The 18,052-nt window shown below is 61.6% G+C and carries 14 protein-coding genes; 5 read left to right on the top strand and 9 right to left on the bottom strand.

What is annotated here, in order from left to right:
* Positions 1-2: 2 nt before the first annotated feature.
* From SGN16_RS02900 to SGN16_RS02885, 4 genes are all read right to left on the bottom strand, one after another.
* Positions 3-917, bottom strand: coding sequence for a branched-chain amino acid ABC transporter permease (locus SGN16_RS02900; RefSeq protein WP_058546549.1), 915 nt, complete (start codon positions 915-917; stop codon positions 3-5).
* A 201-nt stretch (positions 918-1,118) separates the two neighbouring features.
* A complete protein-coding gene (locus tag SGN16_RS02895; protein ID WP_210642614.1) occupies positions 1,119-2,252 on the bottom strand; it encodes an ABC transporter substrate-binding protein in 1,134 nt (377 codons plus the stop codon).
* Positions 2,253-2,622: 370 nt separating this feature from the next.
* Positions 2,623-3,906 (bottom strand): FAD-binding oxidoreductase, encoded by a 1,284-nt coding sequence (locus SGN16_RS02890; RefSeq protein WP_335943838.1) that lies wholly within the window; start codon positions 3,904-3,906, stop codon positions 2,623-2,625.
* A gap of 169 nt (positions 3,907-4,075) precedes the next feature.
* The gene (locus SGN16_RS02885) at positions 4,076-5,566 is read right to left on the bottom strand and encodes an aldehyde dehydrogenase family protein (protein WP_335943837.1); all 1,491 of its coding nucleotides are present in this window, start codon (positions 5,564-5,566) and stop codon (positions 4,076-4,078) included.
* 177 nt (positions 5,567-5,743) lie between these two features.
* Here SGN16_RS02885 and SGN16_RS02880 point away from each other — a divergent pair, with 177 nt between their 5' ends.
* The 3 genes from SGN16_RS02880 (at position 5,744) to nadE (ending at position 8,858) form a co-directional block, all read left to right on the top strand.
* Positions 5,744-6,655, top strand: a complete 912-nt coding sequence (locus tag SGN16_RS02880; protein ID WP_210642611.1) for a LysR family transcriptional regulator — start codon at positions 5,744-5,746, stop codon at positions 6,653-6,655.
* A 144-nt stretch (positions 6,656-6,799) separates the two neighbouring features.
* Positions 6,800-8,026, top strand: a complete 1,227-nt coding sequence (gene pncB, locus SGN16_RS02875) for a nicotinate phosphoribosyltransferase (RefSeq protein WP_335943836.1) — start codon at positions 6,800-6,802, stop codon at positions 8,024-8,026.
* 4 nt (positions 8,027-8,030) lie between these two features.
* Entirely contained in the window at positions 8,031-8,858 is an 828-nt protein-coding gene (nadE, locus tag SGN16_RS02870) for an ammonia-dependent NAD(+) synthetase (protein WP_210642609.1), read from the top strand.
* 169 nt (positions 8,859-9,027) lie between these two features.
* Here nadE and azu read toward each other — a convergent pair whose 3' ends face one another.
* On the bottom strand, positions 9,028-9,474 hold the full coding sequence (gene azu, locus SGN16_RS02865; RefSeq protein WP_210642608.1) for an azurin: 447 nt from the start codon (positions 9,472-9,474) through the stop codon (positions 9,028-9,030).
* Positions 9,475-9,816: 342 nt separating this feature from the next.
* Between azu and SGN16_RS02860 the strand changes: the two genes are divergently transcribed.
* Together SGN16_RS02860 and SGN16_RS02855 are read left to right on the top strand one after the other, a co-directional pair.
* A complete protein-coding gene (locus SGN16_RS02860) occupies positions 9,817-10,404 on the top strand; it encodes a TIGR00730 family Rossman fold protein (RefSeq protein WP_210642607.1) in 588 nt (195 codons plus the stop codon).
* Between the two features lie 68 nt (positions 10,405-10,472).
* On the top strand, positions 10,473-10,664 hold the full coding sequence (locus SGN16_RS02855; RefSeq protein WP_210642606.1) for a hypothetical protein: 192 nt from the start codon (positions 10,473-10,475) through the stop codon (positions 10,662-10,664).
* Between the two features lie 72 nt (positions 10,665-10,736).
* Here SGN16_RS02855 and SGN16_RS02850 read toward each other — a convergent pair whose 3' ends face one another.
* From SGN16_RS02850 to SGN16_RS02835, 4 genes are all read right to left on the bottom strand, one after another.
* Positions 10,737-11,114 carry an NUDIX domain-containing protein gene (locus SGN16_RS02850; RefSeq protein ID WP_335943835.1) on the bottom strand — a complete coding sequence of 126 codons (378 nt, stop codon included), beginning with the start codon at positions 11,112-11,114 and terminating at the stop codon, positions 10,737-10,739.
* A 132-nt stretch (positions 11,115-11,246) separates the two neighbouring features.
* Positions 11,247-12,140 (bottom strand): transglutaminase family protein, encoded by an 894-nt coding sequence (locus tag SGN16_RS02845; protein WP_335943834.1) that lies wholly within the window; start codon positions 12,138-12,140, stop codon positions 11,247-11,249.
* Positions 12,140-14,626 carry a circularly permuted type 2 ATP-grasp protein gene (locus tag SGN16_RS02840; RefSeq protein ID WP_210642603.1) on the bottom strand — a complete coding sequence of 829 codons (2,487 nt, stop codon included), beginning with the start codon at positions 14,624-14,626 and terminating at the stop codon, positions 12,140-12,142. The genes SGN16_RS02845 and SGN16_RS02840 overlap by 1 nt, the downstream gene beginning before the upstream one ends.
* Before the next feature lie 88 nt (positions 14,627-14,714).
* Positions 14,715-17,990, bottom strand: a complete 3,276-nt coding sequence (locus tag SGN16_RS02835) for a transglutaminase family protein (protein ID WP_210642602.1) — start codon at positions 17,988-17,990, stop codon at positions 14,715-14,717.
* Positions 17,991-18,052: the final 62 nt, after the last annotated feature.

Raw genomic sequence — 18,052 nt, 5'->3', positions numbered from 1 at the left:
GCTTACACCTTCGACACAAGAGGACGGCCGAGCAGACCTTGAGGCCGAAAGACCAGAACGAGAACGAGCAGCGAGAAGCTGAAGACGTCTTTGTAGTCCGAGTTGACCAGGCCGGAGAACAGCGACTCGGAGATCCCGAGAATGATCCCGCCGAGCATCGCACCAGGCAGTGAGCCGATCCCGCCGAGTACCGCTGCGGTGAATGCCTTGATGCCGATGATGAATCCGGCATAAAAGTCGAACGTGCCGTAGTTCATGGTGATCAGCACGCCGGCCAGGGCCGCCATCGCGGCACCGATGATGAACACGTAGGAAATCACCCGGTCGGTATTGATCCCCAGGATCGAGGCCATCTTGCGGTCTTGCTGGGTCGCGCGGCACATGCGGCCGAGCTTGGTGTACTTGATGACGTAGGTCAGCAGGGCCATCCCGGCAAACGCTGCGACCAGGATGAAGACCTTGGTGTAAGTCAGTTGTACGAAGCCCGTGCCGACTTCGACGCGCCAGGCCCCCGTCAGCAGGGTGGGGACGCCTTGCTGCTTCGCGCCCTGGGCGATCTGTGCGTAGTTTTGCAGGATCAGCGAAATACCGATGGCGCTGATCAGCGGTGCCAGTCGGGTGGAGTTACGCAAGGGTTTGTAGGCGACACGCTCGATGACCCAGCCATACACCGCCGTGACGACGATGGTGAAGACCAGTGTGCCGAGCATCAGTAGAGGGAAGGATTCAATACCGAAGTATGCCAGCAGAGCCAGACTGATCGCCGCGAGGTACGCAGAGATCATGTAAACCTCGCCATGGGCGAAGTTGATCATGCCGATGATGCCATAGACCATTGTGTAGCCGATGGCGATCAGGCCATAGACCGACCCGAGGGTCAGGCCGTTGACCAGTTGCTGCAGGAAAATACCATCCATAACGCAATCTCACGCAATTGGAGAGACTGCACAACCTCGGAGGGCGCGACGACGAGCCCGAGGCTCCGCGCCCCCGAAGATGTGCGGCTCGTAGAGAAAAAACAGACGGGCCTTTTGGCTAATGCCAATCCGCAAAGGGTGAACACAGTCTCTGCGGCAAGGAAGCGGGCTCCCTTGCCGCAGGCCGGTCATCCCTTCAAATCACTTCTGTTTTTCCAATTGGTGATATTTGCCTTCCTTGTCCCACTCGTAAACCACGTAGTCGGAGACTTTCAGGTCGCCCTTGGCGTCCCACTCCTTCTTGCCCATTACCGTCTGGACCGAGTTGGCCTTGAGCCACTTGGCTGCGGCTTCACCGTCGTTTTTCTTGGCGCCATTGAAGGCAGCCGCGAGGGTCTGGACCGAAGCGTAGGCGTACAGGGTGTAACCTTCCGGCTCAGTGCCCTTGGCACGGAATGCGTCCACCACGGCCTTGCTGTCTGGCAGCAGGCGCGGGTCGGCACCGAAGGTCATCAGCACGCCGTCGACAAATTGCGGGCCGCCAGCGGTAGTGACCAGTTCGTCGGTCACGATACCGTCGTCGGACATGAACTTGACGTCCTTGAGGCCTTGCTCACGCAGTTGACGAACCAGGGGCCCGGCTTCCGGGTGCAGGCCACCGAAGTACACGACATCGGCACCGGCGCCGCGGATCTTGGTGACAATGGTGCTGAAGTCTTTTTCACCACGGGTCAGGCCTTCATACAGCACCGGCTTCACGCCACGTTTTTCCAACTGCGCCTTGGTCGCATCCGCCAGGCCCTGGCCGTAGGTGTCCTTGTCGTGCAGCACGACGACTTTCTTGCCCTTGAGCACGTCGACGATGTAGTCGCCGGCGACGATGCCTTGCTGGTCGTCACGCCCGCACATACGGAACATGGCGCTCAGGCCGCGCTCGGTAACAGCCGGGTTGGTAGAACCCGGGGTGATGGCGATGATGCCTGCTTCGTCGTAGATCTCGGAGGCCGGGATGGTCGACGAAGAGCAGAAGTGACCGACCACACCCGCCACTTTCTGGTTGGTCAGGTCCTTGGCTACCGTAACGGCCTGCTTCGGTTCGCAAGCGTCATCGCCCTTGACCAGCACGATCTTCTCGCCGTTCACGCCGCCCTTGGCATTGACCTCGTCTGCCGCGGCCTGTGCACCCTTCATGTACTGCTCGCCAAATGCCGCGTTGGCGCCTGTCATGGGACCCGCTACGCCGATCTTGATGTCGGCCTGTGCAAACGCAGAAACACCCAGCGCAGTTGCCACTGCGAGGGCCAGAAAGCCTTTCTTGTAAAACGTCTGGGACATGAGGTGGTGCTCCAAGGTTTTTTTTAGTTGGCACTGCGACTTCATTTCACTGAGAAGCTAAGAGCAAGGGCCGTGCCATCGGTTTTTTATTCTGAAAAAAGTCGCTGCTTTATTGTTATTTCGACTGTTTCGGGCCCTTTTTCATGGGGCGTGCAACCGTCTAAACCGCACGAGGTGCAACCTTTCATCTAATTAGGTAAAACCCTCCATGAGCCATCATTGCAACCATCGCATGAAACGACGTGCAACCACTGTGTAACAACCTACGTCACCGAACTGCACACTGTCGGTGCGCGACTGCTACAACCCGCACCATAACAGGCTAGACGCTGCGCCGGAAAACGTCGGTTCCGGCAACATTTTTCAACACTCAAATCACGATCCGCAGGCACTGGCCCGCGTGATACAACGAAAAACCCGCCTCATACAAACAACTGCGCAAGCCCACCCCGGCCAATGGCTGCATGGGCGCGAAGGGAATCGGCAGCGCCTTGGTGTCACCGTGGCACAGGTAATCGGCGAAGGCCTTGCCCACCACCGTACCGGTGGTCACGCCCCTACCGTTATAGCCAGTCACGGCCACCAGGCCCGGCGCAGGTTCGAACAGGCGCATCAGATGATCGGGCGTGAAGGCGATGCAACCGGTCCAGGTGCATTCCCACTCCACCGGCTTGAGGTAGGGGAAATAGTGCTGTTGCACCCGGTCGGCCCAGGCCTTGAGGAACCAGGTCGGCTTGCGATTGCCATTGCCCAGGCTTCCCAGCAGTAACCGACCGTCCTTGTCCCGACGGATGCTGCTCAACACCTGGCGCGTATCCCACGAACCTTGCCCACCCGGCAGAATGCGTCGGGCCGCCTCATCGGTCAGCGGGACGGAGGCCACCTGGTAGTAATAACCGGGGAAGAAATTACGCCGCAGCTCGGTCCAGTCGCCTTCGGTATAGGCGTTGGAGGCGATCACCACCTGCTCGGCCAGCACCGAACCCTGGGCGGTCTGCACCGACCAGCGCTGGCCCTGACGCTCCAGGCGTGTCACAGGTGAATGGTCGAACAACTGGCCACCCAGGTCCTTCGCCGCCTTGGCCAACCCGCTGGTATAGGCCATCGGGTTGAGTGTACCGGCGCGCCGATCGAGCAAAGCCGCGGCGATTTTCGATGTGCCAGTGGCCTCGGCACAGACCTGGCCGGTGAGCAATTCCACCGGGGCTCCGCGGCGTTTCCATTGTTCTTCGCGACTGCGCAGGTCCGCCTCGCCCCTGGCGTTATGGGCCATGTGCAAGGTGCCTTCGCGGCGCAGTTGGCAATCGATGTTGTATTTGTCGACGAGGCTGAACACCAATGCTGGCGCGGCGCCCAGCATGCGGTTGAGCTGGCTGCCCACCGCTTCGCCGAAGCCGGCCTCGATGTCGTCCGGCGGAATCCACAGGCCGGCGTTCACCAGGCCGACGTTACGTCCCGATCCACCGTGCCCGGCCCGATGGGCCTCCAACACGGCAACACGCTTGCCCTGTTCCAGCAAGTGCACCGCTGCCGACAGGCCGGTGAAACCGGCACCGATCACACAGACATCGACGGTGATTTCGCCCGTCAGCGCAGTGTTTTCGGGCCTTTGCGGCGTCAGCTTTTCCCACAGACATTCTTCGCGTAACGGCATTGCCAGACTCCGGAAATGAAACCCAACCATCACACTATTCAGTGTGGGAGCGAGCTTGCTCGCGATAGCGGTCCTTCAGTCACTTCCCTATTGGATGTGCCGCCGTCATCGCGAGCAAGCTCGCTCCCACCGGGGATCTTCATGAGTTGAAGAGCCGGCCCAAACGACCTCAGTCGAAGGTAATCCCCTGCGCCAACGGCAACTCCAGCGAGTAGTTCACGGTGTTGGTCTGGCGGCGCATGTAGCCGCGCCAGGCGTCGGAGCCGGATTCGCGGCCGCCGCCGGTCTCTTTCTCACCGCCAAAGGCGCCGCCGATTTCCGCGCCGCTCGGGCCGATGTTGACGTTGGCGATGCCGCAGTCGCTGCCCACCGCCGACATGAACTGTTCGGCCTCACGCACGTCGGTGGTGAAGATGCATGACGACAGGCCCTGGGGCACGGAATTGTTCAACTGCAGGGCCTGGGCGAAGTCCTTGTAGCCGACCACATACAGGATCGGTGCGAAGGTTTCGCTGCGCACGACGTCACTCTGCTCCGGCATCTCGACGATGGCCGGAGACACGTAGTAGGCATTCGGGAACTGATCCTCGAGTTGACGCTTGCCGCCGAACACCCGCCCGCCTTCGCTCAAGGCCTGCTCCAAGGCATCCTGCATGTTGTCGAAGCTGTGCTTGTCGATCAGCGGCCCGACCAGGTTGCCTTCCAGCGGATGGCCGATGCGCACTTTCGAATAGGCGGCCTTGAGACGGGTGACGATCTCTTCTTTCACCGATTCATGGGCAATCAGCCGGCGCAGGGTGGTGCAACGCTGGCCGGCGGTGCCGACGGCGCTGAACAGGATGGCGCGCACGGCCATGTCCAGGTCGGCGCTCGGGGCCAGGATCATCGCATTGTTGCCGCCCAACTCCAGAATGCTGCGGGCAAAGCGCGCGGCGACTTTCGGCGCCACTTCACGGCCCATGCGGGTGCTGCCGGTGGCGCTGATCAACGCCACGCGCGGATCGTCCACCAACGCTTCACCGGCATCACGCCCACCAATGATCACCTGGCTCAGGTAGGGTGGCGCATCGCTGAAGTTTTTCAGCACACGCTCGAACAGCGCCTGGCACGCCAGGGCGGTGAGCGGCGTTTTTTCCGACGGTTTCCAGATCACCGCGTTGCCGCACACCAGGGCCAGCGTGGTATTCCAAGCCCAGACCGCGACGGGGAAGTTGAAGGCGCTGATCACCCCGACCACGCCCAGCGGGTGCCAGGACTCACGCATATGGTGGCCTGGACGCTCGGAGGCGATGGTCAGGCCGTACAACTGACGGGACAGGCCGACGGCGAAATCGCAGATGTCGATCATCTCTTGCACTTCACCCAGGCCTTCCTGGGTGATCTTGCCGGCTTCCCACGACACCAACTCACCGAGATCGGCCTTGTACTCGCGCAGCAGATCGCCGAACTGACGGACCAACTCGCCACGACGCGGGGCCGGCACTTGGCGCCATAGATCGAAGGCATGTTCGGCGCGACTGACTTGTTGCTCGACCTCGGCGGCACCTTCCCAGTTCACGGCACCGATGCGGCTGCCATCGATGGGCGAATGCACCGGTTGTGCGCCGTTCTGGTACAGGGCCGGGCTAACGCCCAGACGATCAAGCAATGCAGCAACCATGGGGATTTCCTCAAACGAAAGACAAAGGATTGGCAGCCGGACGATCACGGCTGATCAGACCTGTAGTTGTAGCTGGCCTGAGTCTTGCCAACAAACGACCTTTAAGCGAGATATCATTCCGTTTATTCATGCTGCCCCTCCCCAGATAAGCAGAGCGACAAGAAATAAGGCCTCATCATGCTCAATAAACGCTACCTGCCGTCGATCACGGCGCTGCAGTGCTTTGAAGCGGTGACCCGTCACCTGAGCTTCACCCGCGCCGCCGAAGAGCTGAACCTGACCCAGAGCGCTGTCAGCAAACAGGTCGCGCAACTGGAAGAATTGCTGCAGCACCTGCTGTTCCGGCGCGTGCGCCGCCGTTTGCAGCTGACACCAGCAGGGGATTTGTACTTGGCAGAGGTGCGAAAAATCCTCACACAGGTAGAAATGTCCACTCACTACCTGCGTTCCTACGGTGGCGACACCGAAGTCCTGCGAGTATCTACACCACCAACCTTCGGTGCGCGCTGGCTGGTCCCGCGCCTGAAGGGCTGGCGCCTGCGGCATCCGACGATTCATCTGGATCTGTGCAGCGAGCAGGAAGCCGACGACTTGCTGCAAGGGCGCAGCGACCTGGCGTTCTACTTCGGCCAAGGCTCGCGGGCCGGCACCGAATCGCTGAAGCTGTTCGGCGAAGAGCTGGTGCCGGTCTGCGCGCCGGGCAGCCTGCCGGACCAGCCCTTCACCGACCCGACCCAACTGGCCGACCTGGTGCTGTTGCAAAATGCCTCGCGCCCCCAAGCCTGGCACGATTGGTTCGACAGCCAGGGCTACCACACCGAACACAGCTACCACGGGCCACGCTTCGAGACCTTCTACATGTGCATCCGTGCCGCCCAGGTCGGCTGCGGCGTCGCCCTGCTGCCGAAGTTCCTGGTGGAAGAAGAACTGGCCGACGGCAAACTGATCATCCCCTGGCAGCATGCGATGCCAAGCACCAATGCTTATTACCTGGCCTACCCCGAGCACTCGGCGGAAGTGCCCAAGGTGCGGCTTTTCGTGGAGTGGATGTTGGAGCAGATCGAGAGCGCGGATACACCGCAGCAATAAGCCACAGATAACTCTCTTTGCCAAAAAAGCCCCAGTGACCAAAAAAAACTGGCAATCATCATGAGTGATATGCGCCACTAACCCCCTCAACACAACCGCTGCACCCCGCTGCCCACCGCAGCGGCCTGTCTGGAGATTCCCGTTATGAGCGAGAGTGTGTTTGCCGATCGTATCGTGCAGAACCTGCTCGACACCGACTTCTACAAACTGACGATGATGCAGGCGGTGCTGCACAACTACCCCAACGTCGAAGTCGAATGGGAGTTTCGCTGCCGCAACAGCGAGGACTTGCGACCGTATCTGGCGGAGATCCGCTTCCAGATCGAACGCCTGGCCGAGCTGAGCCTGAGCGCCGACCAGTTGGGCTTCCTGGAACGCATCAGCTTTCTGAAGCCGGACTTCCTGCGTTTCCTAGGCCTGTTTCGCTTCAACCTGCGCTACGTCCACACCGGCATCGACAATGGCGAGCTGTTTATCCGCCTGCGCGGGCCGTGGTTGCATGTGATTCTGTTCGAAGTGCCGTTGCTGGCCATTGTCAGCGAAGTACGCAACCGCTATCGCTACCGTGAAGTTGTCCTGGAGCAGGCGCGGGAACAGTTGTATCGCAAGTTCGACTGGCTGACGGCCAACGCCAGTACCGACGAATTGGCCGAACTGCAAGTCGCCGACTTCGGCACCCGCCGCCGGTTTTCTTACCGCGTCCAGGAAGAAGTCGTGAATGTGCTCAAGCACGACTTCCCCGGACGTTTCGTCGGCACCAGCAACGTGCACCTGTCCCGAGAGCTGGATATGAAACCCCTGGGCACCATGGCCCATGAATGGATCATGGCCCACCAACAACTGGGCCCGCGGCTGATCGACAGCCAGATCGCCGCCCTCGATTGCTGGGTGCGCGAGTATCGTGGCCTGCTGGGGATCGCGCTGACCGACTGCATCACCATGGACGCGTTCCTGAAGGACTTCGATCTGTTCTTCGCCAAGCTGTTCGACGGCTTGCGCCATGACTCCGGTGATCCGGTGATCTGGGCCGAAAAAGCCATCGCTCACTATCACAAGCTCGGCATCGACCCGATGAGCAAGACCCTGGTGTTCTCCGATAGCCTGACATTGCCCAAATGCCTGGAGATTTTTCGGGCGTTGCGTGGTCGCATTAATGTCAGCTTCGGTATTGGTACCAACCTGACTTGTGACATTCCAGGTGTAGAGCCGATGAGCATCGTGCTTAAAATGATCAGCTGTGACGGGCAACCCGTGGCCAAGATTTCAGACGAGCCCGGCAAGACCCACTGCAAAGACCCGAATTTCGTCGCCTACATGCGACACGTTTTCCAAGTACCTGCCGCCCTTTCTGACACATCAAGCAAGGAGTGAATTCATGCAAGCCGTACAGCGTGAGATTGCTGAACAGCTCAAGGTCCAGCCACCGTTCACCGATGACGCCGCCCTCAAGGCCGAAATCGCCCGCCGGGTGAGCTTTATTCAGGATTGCCTGGTCAACTCCGGGCTCAAGTCCCTCGTCCTGGGCATCAGTGGCGGGGTCGACTCGTTGACCGCCGGTCTGCTTGCCCAGCGTGCCATGCGCGAGCTGCGGGAGAAAACCGGTAACGCGGCCTACAAGTTCATCGCCGTGCGCCTGCCGTACGAAACCCAGTTCGACGAGCATGAGGCACAAGCCTGTGTGGACTTCATCGACCCCGACGAGCGCCATACCGTCAACATCGGTCCGGCGGTCAAGGCCTTGGCCGAGCAAGTCGCGGCATTCGAAGGCAAGGCGGCGGTCTCGCGGGACTTCGTGCTGGGCAACACCAAGGCGCGGATGCGCATGGTGGCGCAATACACCATCGCGGGGACCGAGCAGGGCCTGGTGATCGGCACCGACCACGCAGCCGAAGCGGTGATGGGCTTCTTCACCAAGTTCGGCGACGGCGCCTGCGACCTGGCGCCGTTGAGCGGCCTGGTGAAAAACCAGGTCCGGGCCATCGCCCGTGACTTTGGCGCGCCGGAATCGCTGGTGGAAAAAATCCCGACCGCCGATCTCGAAGACCTGTCGCCAGGCAAGCCGGACGAAGCCTCCCACGGCGTGACCTATGCCGAGATCGACGCGTTCCTGCACGGCAAGCCGGTGCGGGACGAGGCGTTCAAGATCATTTGCGAAACCTATCGCAAGACCGAGCACAAGCGGGTGATGCCCTACGCGCCGTAACTTCGAAGGTGCCTGAGCTGACGCCATCGCGAGCAAGCTCGCTCCCACAGGGGTCTTCATCAAACACAGAATTTGTGTCAGATGAAGCTCGCTCCCACAGGAGGTGCGGTTATTGCCGGACACAAAAAAAGCGCCCTGCACGGGGGCGCTTTTTTGTGCCTGAAGCGGATTACTTCAGGGTAACGGTGCCTTTCATCATCGAGATGTGGCCTGGGAACGAGCAGAAGAAACCGTATTTTTCAGCGGCATCGAGTTTCGATACGTCGAAAGTCACCGAGTCTTTCTCCCCGGCACCAATGATTTTGGTGTGGGCGATGATGCGAGCATCACCTTCTTTCAGGTAGTTCTTGTCGACGCCAGCGGCCAAACCATCGGTGGCGATCGGCTGCATGTCAGCCTCTTTGCTCAGCACCCAGTTATGGCCCATGACGTTTTTCGGCAGGCTGCCCGAATGCGTCAGCTCAACGGTGAAGGTCTTGCAGCTCTTGTCGATCTCGATGGCCTTGGTGTTGAAGGACATCTGGTCGGTCGAGTCGATGGTGGTCTTGCACTCCGCTGCCATCAGTTGGCTGCTGGCCAGCGTCAACAGGGATACTGCAACAAGTTTGGCAAACATCGTGAATCTCCAAGGCATGGTTAACAAAATTCCGTCAAAGGGGAAGACTGCCTGAATTTGAGACAAGTTCCTATGACCTGAATCAAAGATTGTATACAACTTAAGGCTATCAGCCTGATGGACACAATCAACCAGCCAGAGGTATGACACCTCTCTATGATTGGCCCCATCACCTCTCTGGAGCGTCCATCATGAACCTCAACAGCCTGTTGTGCAGCTTGCTTGCCGCCTATGCCTGCGGCGCCAGTGGCACCTACGAAAAACCCCAACGCGAGGTTTAATCGCTTTGCGCAACCCAGGCCAGGCTTTACTCTGGATCGGTTACCGATCATGGAGTAAAGCATGTCCATAGCGTCTGTTTGTGTATTTTGCGGCGCCAGCACCGGCAGCCACCCCGCCTATCGTGAAGCGGCGCAGGCCTTGGGGCGAGCGCTGGCGGAGCGAAATCTTACCCTGGTCTACGGCGGTGGTGCCGTGGGCCTGATGGGCATCGTCGCCGACGCGGCCCTGGCGGCCGGCGGCGAAGTCATCGGCATCATCCCGCAAAGCCTCAAAGACAAGGAAATCGGCCACAGCGGCCTGACCCGCCTGGAAGTGGTGGACGGCATGCATGCCCGCAAGGCGCGCATGGCCGAACTGAGCGATGCCTTCATCGCCCTGCCCGGTGGCCTCGGCACGCTGGAGGAGTTGTTCGAAGTCTGGACCTGGGGGCAGCTCGGCTACCACGGCAAGCCACTGGGGTTGCTGGAGGTGAACGGGTTCTACAGCAAACTCACCGGTTTTCTCGATCATATCGTCGGTGAAGGCTTCGTCCGTGCGCCACATCGTGACATGCTGCAAGTGAGCGAATCACCGCAAAACCTGCTCGATGCACTGGACGAATGGCAGCCCTCGGTGCAGCCAAAGTGGGCCGAGCAAAAACCCAGCTAACGGCTCGCCCCCGATACAGGGCAGAATACGCGCCGCTCAACCTCACCTTCGACCCCAGAGGATCGCCCATGGCTAAACCCAATTATTCCTTCGCCAAACGTCAGAGAGACTTGGCCAAGGAGCAGAAGAAAGAGGAAAAGCTTCAGCGCAAGAAAGCTACAGCTGAAGAGGAAGCAGCAGCACTGACCCCGGATACCGAAGGCGAAGTGACGCCAGAAGAGCACGTTGACGCACCGAAAGACCAGGCGCCCGACGCCTGAGCCCCTCCGGGCCCGGTGATGCAATCCGGCCCTACGGTTTGTGTCCAGGGTCGGCAGCCCCGCTGCCGGCCCTCACAACCCCAACGCCTTGATAATCGACGCGCGATAACCCAATGGCAGATTGGCCGGCAATTGGCCCGGCTCGAACAGCCCGATTTCCTTATGCTCTTGACTGACCGTCGGCACGAACCCGCCCAGTAATTGGCAGCGGTAAGTGGAAATAAAGACATGCTTGCCGGGAATGACCTCGAACAAGTACGAATCCAACGGCTCCCCCACGCTTACTTCAACGGCCAGTTCCTCGTCGATCTCCCGTGCCAGGCACTGCGACGCCGTTTCGCCCAGCTCGATCCGTCCGCCGGGCAACTCCCATTCATCCCGCTCGTTGAGCATCAGCACGACCAGGCCCTCGGGGGATTGCAGCACGCCTTTGATGGACACCGGGAACATGGGGAAACCTCATTATCAATACGACACACAACCTGTGGGAACGAGCTTGCTCGCGATGGCGTTAGTTCAGCCAGCTTCAATGCGACTGTTCATCCCCTATCGCGAGCAGGCTCGCTCCCACAAGGAATCGGTTCATGACTCCAACGGCATCACCGTCACCCGCACCTCGGGATCATGGCTGCCGCCCCCCAGGATCACCCCCCGTAGCGGCGACACATCGGAAAAATCCCGGCCCCAGGCCAGGGTGATGTGCTCCAGGGCTGGCTGTACGTTGTTGGTCGGATCGAAGTCCACCCAACCCAACAGTGGGCAAAACACCGAGACCCAGGCGTGGGACGCATCGGCGCCAATCAGCCGGGGTTGGCCGGGCGGTGGCTGGGTCAGCAGGTATCCACTCACGTAGCGTGCCGCCAGCCCACGCGAGCGCACGCAGGCCAGCATCAGGTGGGCGAAGTCCTGGCACACGCCCCGTCGCCGCTCCAGCACCTCCACCAGCGGCGTCGCCACCTGGGTCGCCTCGGCATCGAAGGTGAACTCCTCGAAAATCTTTTCCATCAGCGCCCGGACACCCAGCATCAACGGGCGCCCCGGCGGGAAGCAACTTTCGGAAAACTCGACGAAGCTACGCTTGAGGTGAACATAGGGCGACTCGAAACGGTAGCGGCATGCATCCAGCAGCGGCGCCGCAAGAGGGCGGCCGCTGTAGGTCAAGGCGTTGCAGGTCGACTCCCAGGTGGGGGACAGGTTGAAATCCAGTGCAGGGCGAGCCAGCACCTCGACGCTCAGGCGGGCATTGACCAGCAACTCGTCATGGGGTCGTTCAAAGGCCAGGCGCGTCAGCGGATTGCCAAACACATCCTGCTCATCGCGACGGGTGGTCGGCTCCGGACTGATCAACAACTGCTGCTCGGTGCAACGCTGCCAGTCACAGGGCCGCGGCCACAGGTGGGCAAGCTGCTGGGCCAGGGATACCGGGCTGTCGTAGTGATAATGCGTGTCGTGGAGGATCTGGTAGCGAGCGTTCATCAGACGGACACCGTGCGCTGGCTGACGTCATCGACGTGGGCAAAATGACGCAAGGCCAGGCGATCGGAAACCTGGCCACTGACATCGGCCACTTCCTGTAACAGATCGGCCAGCCCGTCGAGGGCTGCGCGCAGGCTGGCCTCGCCGAACAACGGATTTTCCAGGCAGCGCAGGTCAAAGCGTGAAAGACGCGCCACCAATTCCGGCAACGCAATGTCCTTCGGCGCGCCAAAATCATCGTTCAGGCGCTTGAGGGTGCGGGTCACCAGTTTCAACTGGAAGAGCACTGCGTGGGGGTTCTGTTCGTCCAGCAGCAACAGGTCGAGCACCGGGATCAATTGCGCGACTGCCAGGTAACGCGAGCGGTAGGTGATGCTGCTATTGCCCAGCTCCAGCAGCCATTCCAGCCCGGCCTGATCGAACACCGCTTCGCCCCGCAGAAACGCGGCCAGGCTGCTGCTGAGAAACTGCAGGCGCTCCAGGCGCCGACCGATCATCAAGAAACGCCAGCCCTCGTCGCGAGTCATGTCATCCAGGGCAAACCCGGACAACGCCGCCAGGGACATCACCAATCGGTTGAGGAAATCCAGCAGCTCGCCGAAATCCGGCTCCTCGGTTTCCAATTCCATGGCTTCGCGCTGCAATTCCACCAGCGCCTGCCAGTTTTCCCGGGACAGCTTGCCGCGAACCTGCGAGGCCGCCCACTGCAAGCGTTGCAGGTTGGAGCGCAGGCTGAAGGACCAGTCCTCGCCCAGCAACGCCGCCAGCAGACGCTCGGGCAGTTCGCCCTCATCGGGCAGCAGCATCAGGCTTTCGCCCAGGGACACCGCCGATTCCAGGGCCTGAGGGTCATCGCCATCGACATAGCGCGCCAGCATGATCCGCAGCAGCCGCGCGCTGTCGTCGCAGCGTTCACAGTAGCGACCGAACCAGAACAGGTTTTCCACCACCCGCGAAGGCAGGTACGGATCGCGCCGAACCAGATCGTGGACACCTACGGTTCGCTGGGCCGTCCATTGCTCACTGCCGGGCGCTTGCTCCCCCAGCACCCAAGTGTCCTTGCTGGCGCCACCGCGCTGCATCGACACCACTTCAGCGTCGGCCTCGGCGGCCACGCGGGTCAAGCCCCCCGACAGCACCCGATAGTCATCCTTCCCGGACACGGCATACACGCGCATGCCAATGGCCCGAGGCTGGATGTGACCGTCTTCGGCCTGCCAGACCGGAGCCTGGGACAGTTGCGCCAGCTCCTGGGCGACATAGGCATAGGGCCTTGCCTGTATCCGCGCCGCCAACTGACCGCGCTGCGCCTCGTTCAGGTCACGACCCAACACCGGGCTGAAGCTTTGGGAAGGAAACGCCGGCTTGATCAACAACTGCGGCAGTTTCTCCAAGGCCTGGGCCAGCACCGGTGGTTCACCGCACCACCAGGTGGCGATGGACGGCAGCAGCAGTTCCTCACCGAACAGAAATTGGTTGATCTTCGGCAGAAACCCCAAGAGGCCCGGCGATTCCAGCACGCCGCTGCCCAAGGCATTGGCCACCAGCACCCGGCCCTGGCGCACCGCCTCCAGCAAGCCCGGCACGCCCAAGGCCGAATCGGTGCGCAACTCCAGGGGGTCGCAGAAATCGTCGTCGAGCCGACGCATGATCGCGTGGACCCGCCGCAGCCCGCTGAGGGTCTTGAGATAGACCGTAGCGTCCCGAACCGTCAGGTCACCGCCTTCCACCAGTGGATAGCCCAGCTGGCGCGCCAGGTAAAGATGTTCGAAATAACTTTCGTTGAACCGCCCTGGCGTCAGCAGCACCACCAGCGGCGGCTCGCCATCGCTGGGCGCCTGTCGTGCAAGGGTTTCCTGCAAGGTGCGGAAGAAACCGGAGAGGTGCCGTACATTCAGGTCGCGGTACAGGTCGGGGAAGGCCCGCGAGACGATCATGCGATTTTCCAACGCATAACCGGCCCCAGAAGGCGCCTGGGTCCGATCTGCGGTGACCCACCAGCGACCATCGGGCGTACGCGCCAGATCCACGGCATACAAATGCAGGAAGATCCCGTCCGGCGGCGCGATGCCCTGGCACGGCCAAAGGAAATTGTTGTGACCGAACACCAGCTCCGCCGGCAACAGCCCTTCGCTGATCAGCCGCTGCGGCCCGTACAGGTCGGCCAACACGGCATTGAGCAAGCGAGCGCGCTGGGCGATCCCGGCCGACAGCTGCTTCCACTCCTGCGCGTCGATCACGTGGGGCAGCAGGTCCAGTTCCCACGGCCGATCCGCCCCTTTCGGGTCCGCATAGACGTTATAGGTGACGCCGTTTTCCTGGATCTGCCGGGCCAGCAGCGCCTGGCGCTGGGCCAACTGGGCCGGCGTGCTGCGCTGCAACTGGTCGAACAGCCGCCGCCAATGCGTACGCACGGCGCCGCTGTCGTCCAGCAGTTCATGATAGGTGCCCGTTGTCAGCGGGTAACGGTCAAGCAGGTCAGGCATGGAAAGCTCGGCAGACGGCAATGAAAGGTGAGACTAGCGCAAGCGCATGACGCCCGGATAGTTGAAATATCCGGGCGTCGCGTAAGACTCAGAACCGTCGCAGATCGAGCGTGAGAGGAAACTCGTCATCCATTGCCAGGCTGGGAATCGGAAGTTTCCCCGGCGTGTGTCCGAGACGGAAGAAACGCGCCATCCGCCGGCTCTCGGCTTCGTTGGCATTCACCGGCAGGCTGTCGTAGTTGCGCCCGCCCGGATGGGCCACGTGATACTGGCAACCGCCCACGGAACGTTGCATCCAGGTGTCGAGCAGATCGAAGACCAGCGGTGCGTGCACCGGGATGGTCGGCTGCAGGCAGTTGGCCGGTTGCCAGGCACGGAAACGCACCCCGGCGACGAACTCGCCGACCCGCCCGGTGGGTTGCAACGGCACGGGCACGCCATTGCACGTCAGCAGGTAGCGTTGCGGCGCCAGGCCGCTGAGCTTGACCTGCAGGCGCTCCAGGGACGAGTCCACATAACGCACGGTACCGCCCACCGCGCCCTCCTCCCCCAACACATGCCAGGGCTCGAGGGCCTGGCGCAATTGCAGCTCGATACCGCCGACTGCGTAGTCGCCTACCTTGGGGAAGCGGAACTCCAGATGGGCGGCGAACCATTCAGCCCGCAGGGGGTAGCCAGCGGCGTTCAGTTCAGCGATGACGTCGGCAAAATCCTGTTCGATGAAGTGTGGCAACAGGAAGCGATCATGCAGTTCGGTGCCCCAGCGCGCCAGTTTCGCTGGCGCATAGGGTTCACGCCAGAACCGCGCCACCAACGCCCGCAGCAGTAATTGCTGGGCCAGGCTCATGCGCGCGTGAGGCGGCATCTCGAATGCCCGCAATTCCAAAAGGCCGAGACGCCCGGTGGCGCCGTCCGGCGAATAGAGCTTGTCGATGCAGAATTCGGCGCGATGGGTGTTGCCGGTCACGTCGATCAACAGGTTGCGCAACAGCCGATCGACCAACCAGGGCGGGCATTGCTCGCCGGGCTGGGGCATTTGCGCGAAAGCGATTTCCAACTCGTACAAGGCGTCGTTGCGCGCCTCGTCCACCCGAGGCGCCTGGGAGGTCGGGCCGATGAACAATCCGGAAAACAGGTAGGACAGCGACGGGTGGTTATGCCAGTAACTGATCAGGCTGCGCAGCAGGTCGGGACGCCTTAGGAACGGTGAGTCAGCGGGTGTCGCCCCACCCAGTACGAAATGGTTACCGCCGCCGGTGCCGGTGTGCCGGCCATCGATCATGAATTTCTCGGTGGTCAGCCGGGTCTGTCGCGCCTCCTCATATAGAAACTCAGTGCGCTCGACCAACTCATCCCACGTCGCCGATGGCTGCACGTTGACCTCGATCACCCCTGGATCGGGAGTGATGCGGAAGTTGCTCAGGCGCGGATCGCTCGGTGGCTCATAGCCTTCCAGCAGCACCGGACATTGCAGCTCCTCGGCCGTCGCCTCAATGGCGCTGACCAGCTCCAGGTAATCCTCGACCCGCTCCAGCGGTGGCATGAACAGGTACAACCGACCTTCCCGGGCCTCGGCACAGAAGGCGGTGCGGGTCAGCCAATCGGCGGACTTGTCGATCTCCGGGACTCGATCCTGCTCGGTCGCCGGCTCGCCGTGGCGGCCCAGTCGCTCGGTGTCGGGCAACTCGGGCAAATCCTGGTTCGGGTCGGTGGGATGGATGAATGGGTACTCGGCCGCCGTGACCCAAGGTTGGGATGCCAATGGCAGGCGATAGCCCAGGGGCGAATCCCCCGGCACCAATCGGCAGTGGTTGTCCCGCAGGTACCAGCGACCGCTTTGCCATTGATCACCCTTGGCGGTGCGGGCCAGCGGCAGGACCTGGCCGATCACTTTGTCCAGGCCCTGGCTGAAGACCTTGCGCAGGCGTGCCCGCTCCAGCGCGTCCTCCAGACGCGGATCCTCGGCCGTGACATTCGACGGCAATGCGCCTTCGCGCCAGAGGTAATAGAAATTGTCTTCGTAGGCCGGGAACACGAATCGCGCAGGAATTTTCAGGCGTTCGGCGACACTCGTCAGAAAACGCCCGGCCAGCTCACCATCGGCGCCGTAGTCCTGCTGCTCGTCGGCGATCAATGCGCTGTTGTGCCAGATCGGCACCCCATCACGCCGCCAATAGCAGTTGAGCGACCAGCGCGGCAATTGCTCGCCCGGGTACCACTTGCCCTGGCCGAAATGCACCAGCCCCTTGGGTGCATAGTGCTTGCGCATGCGTTGGAACAGCTCGGCCGAGAGCCGGCGCTTGTCCGGTCCGAGGGCGGCGGTGTTCCACTCGGCGCCATCCGGGTCATCGATGGACACAAAGGTCGGTTCGCCGCCCATGGTCAGGCGCACGTCGCCCTCCAGCAGGTCGGCATCGATCTGGTGACCCAGTGCCTGAATCGCCTGCCATTGCTCTTCGGTGTAGGGCTTGGTTACTCGCGGCGCTTCCCAGATCCGCTCCACCGACATTTCGTGGCTGAACTCGCACTCGCAAGGTTCCACCAAACCACTGATAGGCGCCGCCGAAGATGGATCGGGACTGCAAGCCAATGGGATGTGCCCTTCGCCAGCGAACAACCCGGACGTCGCATCCAGGCCGATCCAGCCGGCACCGGGCAGGTACACCTCGCACCAGGCATGCAGGTCGGTAAAGTCGACCTCGGTTCCGGACGGGCCATCGAGGCTTTTCACATCGGCGGTCAGCTGGATCAGGTAACCGGACACGAAACGCGCCGCCAGGCCAAGGTTGCGCAACAACTGCACCAGCAACCAGGCCGAATCGCGGCAGGAACCGGACGCGTGCTCAAGGGTATGCTCCGGTGTCTGGACGCCGGGCTCCATGCGGATCAGGTAGTTGATGTCTTCGCTCAGGCGCTGGTTGAGCGCCACCAGAAAATCCACCGCCGGCAGCGGCGTGCGATCGATGCCGTCCAGATAAGCCTGGAACCTGGGCGTCAGCGGCAGGGTTTCCAGGTACGGCGCCAGCTCCTTGCGCTCATCGGCGGCGTAGGAAAACGGGATTTTCTCGGCGTAAGGCTCAAGGAAGAAATCGAACGGGTTGAACACCGCCATTTCCGCCAGCAGATCGACTTCGATCCGCAGCTCCCGGGTTTTCTCGGGGAACACCAGCCGCGCCAGATAGTTGCCCTGGGGATCCTGCTGCCAATTGATGAAGTGCTGATCCGGCGAGACCTTCAGCGCATACGACAGAATCCGCGTACGGCTGTGGGCTGCCGGGCGCAGGCGAACGATCTGCGGGCCGAGCTCGACAGCGCGGTCGTAGCGGTAATGCGTGACATGATGCAATGCGACATGGATCGACACAGCGTGCCTCCTGCGAGCCTGGGCGTTATCGAAAGCGGCGCAAGACTTATGCCATGCAGGCA

The organism is Pseudomonas sp. G166, from assembly GCF_037027455.2.
GTDB lineage: Bacteria > Pseudomonadota > Gammaproteobacteria > Pseudomonadales > Pseudomonadaceae > Aquipseudomonas.
Note: the sequence above shows the minus strand (reverse complement) of the source record. Positions and strands in the feature narration are given on the sequence as shown.